Genomic DNA, 13,176 nt, shown 5'->3' on the forward strand with positions numbered 1-13,176 from the left:
AGCATAGGCGATTCGAACCTGTCCGCAAGCTACGCCGGTGGCGCGGGCAACCAATCTTGGTGAGGAGCAGCGCGCCGCCCTAATCGACGAGGCGGGTCCGCGCATTGTCGCGGCCGTTGTGGAGCACCGTGAGTCCGCGAGTCTGGGCTATCCGCTGACGGCGGCTGCAGATGTCTCGATTGCGCGGATGACCTCAATGGCCTTTTGCGCAAACGGCTGATCTGCAGTTACACGCCGCAGCCTGCCAAGGTCGCTGCGGTCGCCGTGTTTCGCAATCACGCCAAAGGCGAAATGCAGGTCCCGATCACGAAAGCCTACCCGATGGTACGATGTCGGGGGCAAGCCCTCATCAACCAACTTCCGGCTGACCGCGAGCAGGTCGACCGGAAACACATCCACCAGGTTGAGAGCTAGATAGTTAGGTGGTCGTTCCGCCACATGACTTGCCGCCAGCGGCTCGTTTATTTCTGCGAGACAGCCGATAACACGTTGCGCAGGGAGCGCGTGCAGTTTCTCCCAGGCCGCACGTGCCTGTTCCCTGTCGACGTCGCGGCCGGACTCGGCCGCATAGACCAACGTTCTGATGAGAACCATGCATTGTTGTGCATCGTTCTCAGCCTCCACAACCGGAAGCGGCGCGGCGTGCCGTGCGAGGAAGCGAACCGCCAGGACGAAGGCCGCCAACTCGTCCTGGCTCATCGGATTCGTCTGCGACGGAAGTCGCGCCAGGTTCGAGAACAATGGAGCGTCTGAAGGCTCTTCGTATTCTGCGATCCTTTGCGCCAAGTATCTCACGCTCATGGAATCGCCGATTCCATCAGCCTGAAAGGCGCGACGGTAGAGCAGACGCTGTGTCTCCTCCGGCAGCCCGTAGACCTCCTCGGCATAAATCCAGTCAAACGGGTGATCGAACATCCGCGTGTAGACGCTGAGAGCCTGCTCGCGGATCTCGTCGCTGTCCGCTTCCCCAATCACAGCCACAACCTCGTCGTGAATGGCAGCTCGCTGCCCTTCGCCCTCGTCGTCAAGCGCTCCCAGTATCTTGAGGGCATCGATCACGCTCGAATTCAACGCCCAGTTCGAAGGATGAATCTCGAGGGCGTTGATCGCCTCGACAAGACCAGCTCTCGCCGTCTCCTTGGCGTCCCGGACGAACCCGACGATATGCAGCAGTTCGAGCCGAACATGATAGGGCTCGTATTTCCACCGCGTGCGCAATACCTCGGTCTGCTCAAGCGTGAATCGCGTGACATCCGCTTTGCCAAACAGCTCATGGCGCTGCTTGAGAACGAACAGGAGCTCGCCGGAGGTCAACCCGACAAGAGATCGCATCGCGATCTTCGGTGGCCGATTGCCGATGATATGGGTGAACCTCGTTGCGTCAGCCTGTGTCGCGGCGAGCGTGAAGTTGTGGCGCGATCCGAAGCCATAATAGGCCAGTGCGAACGCTTCACTACGCAAGGCGACGTTGCCCTCACGAGCCGCCTCGGCAAGCCTTGATCGTTCCTCGTGCAGTTTTGTGTCCATTGCTCGGCACAGAACCAGGTATTCCTCGATGCCCGTGCCCTTGGCCGCGCGAACGCCCAAGGCCTGATAGCGGGCTCGACTCGTCGGCGGAGGCTCGATGTGCCCTTCCCATTCGAGGCGCTTGAAGGCCTCACCATTCGTCAGGACCAGCGTGGACTGCGCGATCTGGGCGAGAAGACTAGCGTGGCTGGTCTCAAGAATAGCCCAGGCGGTCACGGTCGCCACGCTACCAAGTTCACCGTCGGCGGCATCGGCAATGATGTCTGCGTCCGTGATTTCATCCAGCACCGCACGGGAAGCGGGCTCCGTGTCGAGAGCGGCGATGATGTCGCGGGCCAGTGGACGAAAGAGCGGCGTGCCCAACTGGACGCCAAGTTTCGCGGGATCCGCCTGCGCCAGCCTGACCAGTTCTTGAGCGGCGCACGTGCTCTGAAAGATTTCGTGACTGAACGACACCCTGCCGCTTCGAGTTTCCAGAACGCCGGCCCGCAGAACTGCCTCGCAATCGTCGAACGTCAGGCGCTGTGCCAGCATGAACTCATCGAAGGCAATCTCCGATAGGGAATAGGCCATTTCGTCGGTGAGGCGCGCCGCGAGCCGTCGAAGGCCCAGCGAACCCGAACGCGCATGTGGACCCAGTCGCGTGCGAATGAATTGGTCAACGAGTTCAAGGCGGGTAACGTTCGGCCGCAGCTCGTTGCCGATTTCACCCACGATGCCCGCCTCGAGCCCGCTCCGCACGCCGCGCAGCACATCCTTTGCCGCCGAGGTCAAGACTCCATGTCCCCGTTCGGCGATGCGTGCCTTCAAAATCTCCGAGGGCTTCCCGACCCTGACACTGCTCAGGCCAGCCAGACCTTCTGGACGGGACTCCTGGCTCGTCACAACGACCCGCGCCTCATACCGCCTTGCGAGAGCCTTGAGTCCCCGCAGCGCTTGTCGCGCATTGTCGGCCGACAGCTCGTTCAATCCGTCGAAGATCAGGATGACCGGTATCCCCAATTGCGTAGCCCGGCGCAGGAATCGCGGATCATAGGAATCAACAAGCAGAGAAATCTCGCGCTGAACCGCCTCCGCCCACGAGCCCGAAAACAGCTTTGCCGAAACGAAGAGGCATATGGCGCCCGTCGCTGTCAGTTGGACTCCCAGCCACTTTGCCATCAGGCTCTTGCCGCACCCGGAGGGTCCCCACAAAAAGCTGCCAGCCTGCTCATTGGTGAATGCGATGAGAGCCTCTGCTTGCTCATCATCTTCCGGGATCCATAGATCGGCATCGGGCTGGTATTCTGCAGCGAATGCCCGCCGATAGCGTTCCGCCCACTCGCTAAATGTCCAGGAACTTTCGGCTGCCAGCGCGGCGTCCACCGTCGTAGCGGTCAACTTCAAGGACCGCGCAAAGCCCTGCCAGGCCGCCAGTGACCATACACTGTCTCCCCTCGCTGCCAAGGCAGCCAGCACCTCGGCAGTCGACCCGATCCGAACCTTGAAGTCGCCCGCAGTGATGGTTGACCCAGCAGGGAGGTCACCGGTCATCGCGACCAACCCATCCGGGTAGAAATCGCCGATGGGCGCCGCCTGAGCCATGGCATCACGCAAACGGTTCTTGGCGTCGAGCGCCTGCTGATAGGGGTTGCGGAACGGCGTCCACTCGCCGGACGGCGACAGCCGCTCCCATGGTCCATTGATCTCGCCGCGAACCGGAAGCTTGGTGGCTTTCGCTTCGATAAGGGCGACGGCATCCTCCGTCGCCACGACGAAGTCGATCTGTCGACCCTTGAGCTGGAAATTGCACAGGACGACTGCCGCCGCCGCGCCTCGCGCCAGATGGTCGACGAGGGCGCGCAGGAAGATACGTTCCGAGTCATGTTCCAGCGGTCCCCCGCAGAAGATCGTCAGTGGGCGTGTCGGGTTCATGATGTGGATTCTACAGCTTCATTGCTGAAAAGCACTCCTCGATGCAGGCCATCATGACCGCACCGACCGAATGCTATCGGCTGTCCATGGCGACATCTTCGAGGTACTGGTGCCACCCGTGCATATTCTCGATGGGTTCGGCCATGATTTCTTCCAGCTGGTCTATCTCTTTCCTGATCTGATCAAACATCTCCAGTGCGGCCAGGGCCGCCCGTTTGGCGCTAAGCGAGCCGGCCCGCTTTCTCCAGCTCTCGAACGGCAACTGCGGGTATCTCGGCTTCCATTTAGGCAGCAGGCGCGCATTGAGATCGACCAACACTTTCGTCCCTCGCGCCATCCCAAGCGCGTCCACATCAAGCGGCTTGGGCGGGAGGCCCTTTGCCTTCAGTGCCTTGTCGCCATCGCGGCGAAAACGAACGATTTCGGCGATCGTGTCAGCTTCGAGTTGGATCGTCCGCAGCGTATCGACAGGGTCGTCTGTTCCCGAGCGTCCCCTGGCGATGATCTCGAAGGCCGATTCCGCCTGCTCGACCCGAAACAACAAATGCGCGCTCAACGCTCGCTCGACCGACATTGGTGGTTGCGGACAAGCCGCGAGCAGCCGATCGCGTAGTCCAGCCATATCGACCTTGGCTCTGCGGTACTTAGTGGTTACCAACTCAGGCAAAAGTCGACGTGCCGCATCACTGACTACTTCAGGTTCCCAGCGCAGATGACGCTGTGCACCGAGGAGCGACTCGAGCAGCCCAGCAGCTAGGCGGAAATAGACGTGTGCGAGCTGCCCGATGATCGGATCGTCGCGGAGCCCGACATGATAGAGCTGGTTCCGATACTCGTGCAGGATTCCCATCGCCCGGACCTGATCGGGCGGAATGTGACCGAGCTCTTTTAGAAACTGGATCTTCCTGTCGAAGGCGCGGCCACGCGCGTCGCTGCGCTGTTCCGGCGTGAGCCGGTGGGAGTTCCCGTGCCGGTCTTCGAACAATACGTCAGCGCATTTTTGATGGCACATCAGCTCAACGCCATTGTCGACGAGGATCAGTGCGATCCGTTCATTGAGCGGGTGATCAATTGTCAGTTCGGCAAGTGCGCGGTCCAGTTGTTCTGCAATGGGAACGATCGATCGCACGGATCTTCTCCTAACGCGCGCCGCAACCGTGACATTACGGCTCGCCGCACCTTACATTATTTGACCCGTCGCATTCGGACAGCTTCAGATAGTCAAAAGGAGTTCGCGTCCTGAACAACCCGCTCCCAATTGAGCTAGTATCCGCCGTCGACGCGTTGTGGCGTCACGATGGTCCGGTAGCAGGCAATCTATATGCCTCCCCCGCTTTTGTGAGGCTTCGGGAAACCTGCCAACGGCTCTATCAGTCAGCGGGATCGAAGGACGCCGTGAACTTCGCCCTCAGCCACGCCCTCCACGGCCTCGGCTATCGCTGGAGCGATGGCGCACCAGCTCGCTTTGCTGTCTCCCCGGCTATCGCAGCGGCCCGCCTTGACCAAGCCTTCAGGCAAACCGAAGCGCGCCTGGTCCATCTCTGTCCGCTTGATCTCGGCGACGAGGTCCCCGAATTGCGTTTTGGACCCAATGCCATTCGAAACTTCACGGCAGAAGAGCTGGACGATCTCCTCGACACCGATGGGTTGTCGCGAAAACGGCCCGGCTGGCGTTTCGACAGCCAGCGCTTCAGCCGGTTTGCCTGGCTTGTCGTCGAAGAGATCGTGGTCCTCCCCGGAAAATCTGGCGGCCGCGTCCTCCCCGGACTGTTCGCCGATCTGCGACAGGATTTCGGGCGGATCGGACCGCACAAAAGGCACTTTCCCGCTCCGGTCGAAGCCGCGCTCTTCGCGCTACTGACGGCCTCCTGGGAGGAAGTCACCAGCTATTCCGACTTGGATTGGCGTCCCTTTCGCGTGCCATGGGTCCATACGCTGTCGGACGACCTGTTTGCGCGCCGAGCGACGCCGCCCGATGCCGACACATTGTCGTGGGAACCGGACTTCTACGAAGATGAGGACGGTGCCATGGTGGAGCTTGAACGACCTGCGCGGTTGCCCCTGACCGACGCTGCGATCCCCCAAACAGCCTATCTGGATGATACAGCCTGGACTGAACTCTCGGAAGCTCGACGTTCCCCGCTCTTTCATCGCCCGATCGAGCACTTCGTGATCCGGGCGTTCGCGAGCGATGGGATCGACGAATTTCTCGCGCATGTCACCGTGATCGAGGCAGCGCTAGGACAACCAATCGATCATGACTCCAGGAAGCGCCCGAAAATCAGCGGACAACGGCGTCAGGGCGCGACCGCCCGGGTCGCATGGCGCTTGGCGGCGCTGCTGGACGACGCCTCCGCCGGCGAGCGATACCTCGCGCTTTTCAAGGAGAGGAGCGACTTCCTCCATGGCCAGGCGATGCAGGACATACCAAGCCAAGTGCGACTGGACGCTCGACGGCTTGCGCGTCGATGCGTGTGTGCCTTGATCGGCGCAGCAACCTCACCGTCGCCTCCAGAAAACCAGGATGCCTTCCTGAACGAGCTATTGCAGCGCGGTTCGTCGCAGGCTTCGGGCTAGAACGCCATAGATGACGGCTTCGACACGCGCATATTGGATTGGAGGTTCGCTGTGACAGAAGATGTCGATCTGGCCAATGTTGGCGCAGCGTCCGAGAGGTTCTTTCGGCTCTACCGGACGCATTGCGTTTCGCCGAGCCGCGACACACTGTTCTCGCTCCTTGAGGCGGCACACAGTCTCAATGATTGACTGAAGGTCGGAGCGGCCGTCGATTTCTTGACGTCCAGGAATTTGCTGCCCTCAAGTGCCTCCGCAACTACTTCCACCATCAACAGGAACTGCGGCACGTCGTCAGACTCATTCCGATCGGCGGCTACCCGATAACGACGGATCTGATGACGATGTGCCTCGTCCCACGCGGGAACGTCGTCGCGGCGATACAGACGACAAAGCGATATCATGAGGAGGCTCGGCAGGCCTGCCATCAGATGTTCCATTGGTATGGTCCGGTCGTGAACATCAACCGCGCTCTGTTCAACTTTGTCGTCGCTGCCTATGAGCGCCTGAGGGATCGAGGCGTCCCCCTGGCGGGGGAAGCCGTTGAGGAATTCGCAGCCAGCTATTGCTATGAAGAAGAGAACGACCTTCCACATGTTGTCGACGGCAGGCTTGCTGCATCGGCTGGCAGCATCGACCAGCTCCTGACGGACATTATGAAATCCACGCCGAGCCGCGACGCGGCTGGGAATCCTTGAACTATGCGCTCCAGGCGCGCACTGCGGTGCAGCGCTGCACGATGTCCTCGACTGCCAGCGCGAGCAGCTTGCTGTCGGCCTCGGTCCCTTTCATTTCCGCGAGCACCTTCTCGGCTGCCGGGATCATGCGCTCGGCCATATCGAGCAATTGCCGAAGCACGAAGCGGGGACGGAAGTCGGTATCCTTGGCGAAGGCTTCCCAGTTTTCCGGCGTCAGCGTGAGCGGATCACGATTGCCCCCGACGAACTCGCCAGCCGCGGACGCTGCTCCTTGTAGAAGGACCGGAAGGCGGCGGCGTTGTTGACATCATAGAGCTGACTGAGCTCGATGCGATCGAGCCGATAGAGCAGTGAGTAGTTCTTGGCGTGGGCGTCCGGGTTGCCAACCAGGAACTGGAAGATCGCGCGATCAAGAAGTTGCGTGCGGGCCGTGACGACATCGGTGACCTTCTTCATCAGCTCGAAGCATTCCTGCCAGCCCGGCCCGCCATCCTTTTCGTACTTCTGCCGTGGAAACCGCCCGAGCGCCTGGCAGAAATCCTCCTGATGCAAGCGACGGAAAACCTCTTGCCCATTCACGCCGACACGGTCGTATCGCCGGATCACCATATAGGGCGTGTCCTTGACCACTCGGATGGTCGAGAACGGCACCGGAATGCCGACAGCCGCGGCTACGCGCAGGCAAAAATGCTCGACGCGGATCGAATCCGGCAAACCGTCAATGTCGACCTTTAGGATGTGAGTGCTCGGCGTGCGCCCTCTCGGCAGCGCGATCCTGCGATCGACGACGCCGACCCCCGCCTTGTGATGGACGCCGGCAAGGGACAGCCGCAGCTCCCCGTCGGCGTCGATGAACAGCGGCCGCCGCGGCAGGGCCTCGATGTATTCGGCAAGCCGATCATCGTCCAGCACGTCCCACTTCGTCTCGACATTCTCGTCGGCGATCACCTCATCGTCGAGCGGCATAACGGTGACCGCGCCCGGGCAATCGCGGCCGAGCTGGTAGAGCAGCGCGTAGTCGTCGGTGGCATCGACCTGCAGATAGCCAGAGCCTCGCGCGTTGCTGAGAGTCCGGCAGCAGCCCATCGAAAAACGGACCGGCGCGATCATGGTTGTAGGGATCTGGCGAGAGAGGTAGCGCCAGAGAAAGCGGATGGCGCGGCAATTGCGTGCGCTCAAGCCAGCCCGGCTCGTAGCGAAAGGACAAATCGCCATCCCTGGCAACGTCGAGGACGCCAACAGGAAGACCGTAAAGGCGGATGGATGCGGGCATCAGAATTCGGATCCTGCGTCTGCCGGGTCACTCGCCGAGATTGTCGCCGGCGAGAACGCGATCGTCACGCCCAGCAACACCAGCACCTTGAGCACGATCGACATTGGCGGATCGACGCGGCCACGCTCGAAATCGCTGACCCATTTCTGCGAGGTCGCCGTAAGGTCAGCGAGCTGGCCTTGGGTCAGGCCGCGACGCTTGCGCTCCTCCCGCAGAAAACGGCGAACGTCGTCGACGCTCCGAATGTGCATGTTTGACATCCTATGACCGCTCAGTGATAAAGCGGTTAGTATCGAACAAATATCACCGACTGGTGAAATTTCAAGGCAACGAGCGGAAAAATAACCGTTCGGTGGTATCTCTCCGCACCAACCGGGCTATGAACGTCGCTGTGGGGTAATCATGCGCAAGGTTGGCGACATTGCTGTCGAGGGCAACGAGACGCTCTGGAAGTACTTCCGTCTCGAGCGCTTCCTTTCAACGCTCGCCGAGAGCCGGCTCTATTTCGCATCGGCCAACCAGTTCATCGATCCGTTCGAAGGCGCCGTCGCCGTCCAGTTGAACGTGCCGCCGCCTGATCCGCGCTATGCCGAAATGGAAAGCGTGGAGCACGCCTTCTTCCAACTGAAGCGGTTGACCAAGATAAGCTGCTGGCACCGCGCCGCCTACGAGAGCGATGCGATGTGGAAGCTCTACGCCGGAGAGCATAAGGGTATCGCCATCTGCACGACGCCCGATCGCATGCGCGCCGCCTTCAAGCCCTTCCGTCTCAAACCGGAATATGGCGTCGAAGATCTGTGGAGTGGTCCGGTCCAATATGTCGACCTGACCCAGATTCGGATGCGCGGCGTCGCTATGCTCGACCGGTTCTTTTTTAAGCACAGGGCCTTTGAATGGGAGCGGGAGTATCGGCTCGCAATCTCCGTTCGCATGGCCGAGGAATTTGGCGTCCGGGTTCCCGAACACGGCATCCTTGTCGACGTCGATCTTCCCACCCTGATCGACCGCATCGTGCTCGGCTCGACCATCACCGAAACCGAGCGCGCCACCGTCGCTCAACATGTGGCAGCCGCGGGGCTCAGCGATCGCCTTGAGCTTTCCACCCTTCTGGGCAAACCCCGCTATGTCTGAAACCCAGCGAACGGGAGTCGGGGCGAGGCGAGACCCACCAGAATGATATTCTATTCAGACACCGCTCTAACGATCTCGGAAACGTTGCAGACCAACGCGATCGTGTGGATCCACTCGCTGCCGGAACAGGAGATGGGGCCAAGCCGGCGCATCCTCGAAGACCTTGAGGGCCTCGCCATTGCCGGCGGTTTCCCCGTCATCGCGTGTGCCGTCCGAGACCGCGCCGAACTGAAGGATCTGTTCAGGCAGCTGACGACGGAGGCCGAGCAGGGGTTGAGGCCCGTGCTCCACGTCGATGCTCACGGAACGGTTGCCGACGGCCTCCTGCTTGCGCCGAGCGGCGATCGTATTGGCTGGAGCGAGATCATCGAGGATCTGCGGGCCCTCAACGTTGCAACAGCCAACAATCTCACCTCCATCTTCGCACTGTGCTTCGGCCTGCATCTCTACAAGCAGGTGAGCCTGAAGCGACCCGTGCCGGCCTATCTCTTCTGCGCGCCGGCTGAGGAAATCAGCGTCGGCTTCCTCGAGGCGCAAACCCTGGCCTTCTATCGGGAGATGAACCGCACCTCGAATGTGACGGCCGCATTCGCCGCAACTCTCGGCGGGGGCATGCAGTCGTTCCATTGCCAGGGTTTGTTCCTGCAATCGCTGTTGCGATACATCCGAACCTACTGCATCGGGCGCCTGCGGCAGGATCGGCTGGAGCGCATGGTCACGGCCGTTCTGCAACGTGACGGCATCGCAAACCCTTCCAGCGCGCAACTGAAACGGGCTCGGCGCGAGATACGCGAAGCTCTCAAACCAGGCCAGAAGGTGATCGATGTGTTCGCGCCATCCTTCCTGGTCGGCCGCGCGCCGGCCTTCAGCTACGCCGATCTCGACCGGATATTGAAGCGCTCTGTCCGCGCCCGGTAATCTCAGCCGCGCCTGGCATCAAGCTGAGCGCTGAGCGATCTCAGGCTCGGATCGCGATGGACGACCCGAAACCAGCCGGATGACCGTTCGCCAAAGCGCTCCACCATCACTTGGCTCATCCCACGCCTCACCTGCCGATCAACATAGAGTTCGACCCGCAACATCCCGGTGTCGCCAGCGACCTGGGCCAGCAGATCGACCTGCCCGGTTCTTGCCGTCAGGCCTTCGCCGCTCTCGTCGATCTCTTCAATCGCCAGTGTGCAGTGATCGAGGGAACCAAAGATGACGAGGTGCGTCCCCGCGGGCATGCCCGATCGCGGTGGAGGCGCGTTCCCCATCTGGCCGAGCTCGACATGGGTCTCGACGCTGCGCAGGTCCTCATCCTTCCCTAGGATCTCGCGTGCGAAGTCGAACGCATCGGTGTCGGCATAAAGATAGCCGGCGCTTTGCGAGACCTGGAGGCCATTGAGGTAGCGCACCATGTCGCCATCGATGGCGATCGGCTCACCGGACCGCAGGCCATCCCGATAGCGGATCATTCTTGCCCTGCGCTCGGGCTCGAGATCCGCGCTCGCAGCCAGTTCGTAACGCTGGACAATCGTCGGGCAATGCAGGGCAAGCGTCAGGCCAGGCGAAACCGGCAGCATCACCATAACGCCCGGCGACTTGAGCCCGACATCTCCATAAGGGAAGGCGTTGATGCGGCTGACCGGATGGTCCGAGATGATGAAGCGATGCTCTCCGTCGCTCGCGTAGAGGGCGGGATGAAGACCAAGCAGCGCCACGGTGTGACCTTCTCGTTCAAGGAACGCCTTGACGGCACCAAGCCTCACTGCCGCGTCAGAGGGCATGGCCATGTGCGGATCGGCATCCGGGTCATAGCCGACCTGGCGCGTCATCTCCCGCAATTGGCCTGCCAAATGCTTTGGTCCCGTGCGGCTGAAATGCGTCCGCAGCATCTGGGTCGCGAAGAAATCAGCCAGGGCAATACGATCATCCGCCGTCATCCATGCCAGCGAGCGTCGCGATACCATTTCGGCGACGAGGCGGGCCGAACGCGCGTCGACCTCCTGGAACAGGTCCTCGAAGTTCCATTTGGTATCGCCCAGGCTCACCGTATTGAAGTCGTTCTCGGAACCGGCATTGGCAATCGAGGTCAGAAACGACCGGTCGGACCGCTTGGCGAAAACATAGATGGAGCGCCGTTCTGGATCGGCGGCAAAGTGCCGAAGCTGGGCCTGCGGAACGAAGTGATGCTTTTTGGATGGTCGACTCATCGTTCTCTGCCGTGATGCGCGGTCTTCAGCGCAATTGATCGTTCAGAGGCCTTCGGAAGCCCTCAATAGCGCTAAACTCCGTTTTGCCGCCGATGACCGGCAATGTCACGCCGCATCTGGAACGGGCAGCCGCGATCAAGTTTGGGGCCGCGCCGCGAATCCGATTGACTCATTCCCATCGAATAGAACACATAGGGAACATATCAACCCGAAAATCCATTGGGGACTGTTTGAGAGTGATTATCCATTGGTCAGGCGGCCGCCAGCCCTGCCATCGCTGCGCTCGCGAGCGAATCGCACGCCTCGAAGGTGGGTCGGCGCGCAATCGTACAACACTGCCGTTCGGCGGGGCCTCCATCGACAAGGTCCTGCCGGGAGGCGGGCTGGCGCTCGGGGCGCTGCATTAGGTGGCGGGCGGCCTCAACGGGGCGATCGATGGGGCGGCCGCAGCGCTCTTTGCCGCCGGCATCGCCGCGCGCACCAGGGGCAAGGTGCTCTGGTGCGTCACCCGGCAGGATCTCTTCGCGCCGGCGCTGGCCCAGGCCGGGCTGCTGCCCGGCCGCGTCGTTTATGTCGAGGCCGGCGACGAGGCCTCGGTGCTCGCCTGCTTCGAGGAAGGGCTTCGCCATGTTCGAGGCAACCGCTGCTGATGTCGAAGAACTGCTTGCCGGCCTGGACGCCGCGCTCGGCAGCATGAGCAATGACGAACGCAATCGAGAGTTCGTCGGCATCCTGCATGAGACTGTATTCGGCTCCTTCGGAAAATCCTGCGTCCGCGCCGATATTCATCGGCTATTCAATGCTGATCGAGAGTCAATTGAGTGGCAAAAGCGAATCGCCGCAAGCGTTTGCGAGGGAATGGACCGATTAAATGCGAACCTTGCCCGGCTCACTAACCACGCGTCGGCGTCGGGAGATTTATGAACGTTCCTGCGGCTTCAAGGAAACCACTTTACCGATCGCCGACACACAGTTGTCGAACGTCAGCATAGATTTCGACACATCCCCTTGCTGGTTACTTCCAGAGAACCATGATCGCGCCATACGTCGCCGGTCCGAGGTCGACACCTTTGTGGCATCGCGTCGGAGACTACAGCTCGCACGATTGAAGCGTCCCGCGCGCGTATTCGTGCAACTCGATCATCTGTCCTAGCGCGGGTGTGCTATTCGTCCGTGACGGCGACAGCTTCGAGATCGCTGTCGTCGGCAAATCCTGGCATGACGTTACCTGTGAGCAGCTTTTCTTTTGACAGCAGTCCAGCGTCTTCCAGTGCCTCGAAATCCGGCAGCTGGCGCAGCGTGTCGAGCCCGAACCGCGACAGAAAATTCTTCGTCGTCACATAGGTGTAGGGCGCGCCCGGTTGCGGGCTGCGCGGCCCCGAGGCGATCAGCTCCTGCGCGCGCAGCACGCCGATCAGGTCGCGCGACACCTCCTTGCCGAAGAAGGAAGACAGTTCCGCGCGGGTGATCGGCTGGAAGTACGCAATACACATCAGCACGAGCGCCTCGGATTGCGACAGCTCTTTTTCGCCCCTGCCGCCTTGCTGGCCGAATGCGGCGTGGATGGTGTCTCCAAAGGCCTTCCTGGTCCGGTGCTGCCAGCCGCCGGCGACCGCGACCAGCTCGTAGGGGCGGCCGGCGAGCTCGGCGCGAATGTCGTCGATGATCAGCTCGATGTTGCAGTTTCTTCCCACCACCCGCGCGAGGACACTACGCGTCACCGGTTCGCTGGCCGCAAAGACCACGGCTTCGACGCGGCCCATCCATTCACGCCAGCGCAGCTCTGGCGGCAGATGCTCCAACTCGGTGTCGAGCAGCGTCGGCTGATCATTCGGCTTGCGGCGGGCGGACGCTTCGCTCATCG

At 61.3% G+C, this 13,176-nt stretch carries 13 protein-coding genes and 1 pseudogene; 6 read left to right on the forward strand and 8 right to left on the reverse strand.

Annotated features, from left to right (window positions below; all coding sequences use genetic code 11):
* Positions 1 to 147: 147 nt before the first annotated feature.
* Together CK222_RS25885 and CK222_RS25890 are read right to left on the reverse strand one after the other, a co-directional pair.
* The gene (locus tag CK222_RS25885; RefSeq protein ID WP_095802355.1) at positions 148 to 3,441 is read right to left on the reverse strand and encodes an NERD domain-containing protein; all 3,294 of its coding nucleotides are present in this window, start codon (positions 3,439 to 3,441) and stop codon (positions 148 to 150) included.
* A gap of 73 nt (positions 3,442 to 3,514) precedes the next feature.
* Positions 3,515 to 4,570, reverse strand: a complete 1,056-nt coding sequence (locus CK222_RS25890; RefSeq protein ID WP_095776570.1) for a hypothetical protein — start codon at positions 4,568 to 4,570, stop codon at positions 3,515 to 3,517.
* A 266-nt stretch (positions 4,571 to 4,836) separates the two neighbouring features.
* Between CK222_RS25890 and CK222_RS25895 the strand changes: the two genes are divergently transcribed.
* Entirely contained in the window at positions 4,837 to 6,018 is a 1,182-nt protein-coding gene (locus CK222_RS25895; RefSeq protein WP_095802356.1) for a hypothetical protein, read from the forward strand.
* Between the two features lie 110 nt (positions 6,019 to 6,128).
* On the opposite strand, the gene CK222_RS33050 is transcribed toward CK222_RS25895, so the two are convergent.
* A complete protein-coding gene (locus CK222_RS33050; protein WP_245420468.1) occupies positions 6,129 to 6,455 on the reverse strand; it encodes a hypothetical protein in 327 nt (108 codons plus the stop codon).
* Between the two features lie 15 nt (positions 6,456 to 6,470).
* Between CK222_RS33050 and CK222_RS33055 the strand changes: the two genes are divergently transcribed.
* On the forward strand, positions 6,471 to 6,713 hold the full coding sequence (locus CK222_RS33055) for a hypothetical protein (RefSeq protein ID WP_245420466.1): 243 nt from the start codon (positions 6,471 to 6,473) through the stop codon (positions 6,711 to 6,713).
* A 1-nt stretch (position 6,714) separates the two neighbouring features.
* Here CK222_RS33055 and CK222_RS31910 read toward each other — a convergent pair whose 3' ends face one another.
* The 3 genes from CK222_RS31910 to CK222_RS25915 form a co-directional block, all read right to left on the reverse strand.
* On the reverse strand, positions 6,715 to 6,852 hold the full coding sequence (locus CK222_RS31910) for a type II toxin-antitoxin system HipA family toxin (RefSeq protein ID WP_141245929.1): 138 nt from the start codon (positions 6,850 to 6,852) through the stop codon (positions 6,715 to 6,717).
* 74 nt (positions 6,853 to 6,926) lie between these two features.
* The gene (locus tag CK222_RS25905) at positions 6,927 to 7,892 is read right to left on the reverse strand and encodes a HipA domain-containing protein (RefSeq protein ID WP_245420464.1); all 966 of its coding nucleotides are present in this window, start codon (positions 7,890 to 7,892) and stop codon (positions 6,927 to 6,929) included.
* A 93-nt stretch (positions 7,893 to 7,985) separates the two neighbouring features.
* Entirely contained in the window at positions 7,986 to 8,237 is a 252-nt protein-coding gene (locus tag CK222_RS25915) for a helix-turn-helix transcriptional regulator (protein WP_170954332.1), read from the reverse strand.
* Positions 8,238 to 8,388: 151 nt separating this feature from the next.
* Between CK222_RS25915 and CK222_RS25920 the strand changes: the two genes are divergently transcribed.
* Positions 8,389 to 9,117: a DUF2971 domain-containing protein gene (locus tag CK222_RS25920; RefSeq protein ID WP_095776575.1), complete on the forward strand. Its 729-nt coding sequence runs from the start codon at positions 8,389 to 8,391 to the stop codon at positions 9,115 to 9,117.
* 42 nt (positions 9,118 to 9,159) lie between these two features.
* Positions 9,160 to 10,035, forward strand: coding sequence for a hypothetical protein (locus CK222_RS25925; protein WP_141245928.1), 876 nt, complete (start codon positions 9,160 to 9,162; stop codon positions 10,033 to 10,035).
* A 2-nt stretch (positions 10,036 to 10,037) separates the two neighbouring features.
* Here the strand turns inward: CK222_RS25925 and CK222_RS25930 are convergent, their stop codons facing one another.
* Entirely contained in the window at positions 10,038 to 11,312 is a 1,275-nt protein-coding gene (locus CK222_RS25930; protein WP_095776577.1) for a DUF4238 domain-containing protein, read from the reverse strand.
* Between the two features lie 242 nt (positions 11,313 to 11,554).
* On the opposite strand from CK222_RS25930, the pseudogene CK222_RS25935 reads away from it, so the two are divergent.
* Together CK222_RS25935 and CK222_RS25940 are read left to right on the forward strand one after the other, a co-directional pair.
* A pseudogene (locus CK222_RS25935) lies at positions 11,555 to 11,941 on the forward strand (damage-inducible protein); the annotation flags it as partial.
* Positions 11,940 to 12,236, forward strand: a complete 297-nt coding sequence (locus tag CK222_RS25940; protein WP_095776578.1) for a hypothetical protein — start codon at positions 11,940 to 11,942, stop codon at positions 12,234 to 12,236. The pseudogene CK222_RS25935 and the gene CK222_RS25940, both read left to right, overlap by 2 nt.
* A 239-nt stretch (positions 12,237 to 12,475) precedes the next feature.
* Here the strand turns inward: CK222_RS25940 and CK222_RS25945 are convergent, their stop codons facing one another.
* Positions 12,476 to 13,174, reverse strand: a complete 699-nt coding sequence (locus tag CK222_RS25945; RefSeq protein ID WP_095776579.1) for an SMC-Scp complex subunit ScpB — start codon at positions 13,172 to 13,174, stop codon at positions 12,476 to 12,478.
* Positions 13,175 to 13,176 lie beyond the last annotated feature (2 nt).

The sequence above is a fragment of the Mesorhizobium sp. WSM3866 genome (assembly GCF_002294795.1).
Taxonomy (GTDB): Bacteria; Pseudomonadota; Alphaproteobacteria; order Rhizobiales; family Rhizobiaceae; genus Mesorhizobium.

What these genes read in the sequence shown, in the direction of transcription:
- CK222_RS25885 (WP_095802355.1), bottom strand. Translation starts at nt 3,441, where the DNA reads ATGAACCCGACACGCCCACTGACGATCTTCTGCGGGGGACCGCTGGAA.
- CK222_RS33050 (WP_245420468.1), bottom strand. Translation starts at nt 6,455, where the DNA reads ATGGAACATCTGATGGCAGGCCTGCCGAGCCTCCTCATGATATCGCTT.
- CK222_RS31910 (WP_141245929.1), bottom strand. Translation starts at nt 6,852, where the DNA reads ATGGCCGAGCGCATGATCCCGGCAGCCGAGAAGGTGCTCGCGGAAATG.
- CK222_RS25915 (WP_170954332.1), bottom strand. Translation starts at nt 8,237, where the DNA reads ATGCACATTCGGAGCGTCGACGACGTTCGCCGTTTTCTGCGGGAGGAG.
- CK222_RS25920 (WP_095776575.1), top strand. Translation starts at nt 8,389, where the DNA reads ATGCGCAAGGTTGGCGACATTGCTGTCGAGGGCAACGAGACGCTCTGG.
- CK222_RS25925 (WP_141245928.1), top strand. Translation starts at nt 9,160, where the DNA reads ATGATATTCTATTCAGACACCGCTCTAACGATCTCGGAAACGTTGCAG.
- CK222_RS25930 (WP_095776577.1), bottom strand. Translation starts at nt 11,312, where the DNA reads ATGAGTCGACCATCCAAAAAGCATCACTTCGTTCCGCAGGCCCAGCTT.
- CK222_RS25940 (WP_095776578.1), top strand. Translation starts at nt 11,940, where the DNA reads ATGTTCGAGGCAACCGCTGCTGATGTCGAAGAACTGCTTGCCGGCCTG.
- CK222_RS25945 (WP_095776579.1), bottom strand. Translation starts at nt 13,174, where the DNA reads ATGAGCGAAGCGTCCGCCCGCCGCAAGCCGAATGATCAGCCGACGCTG.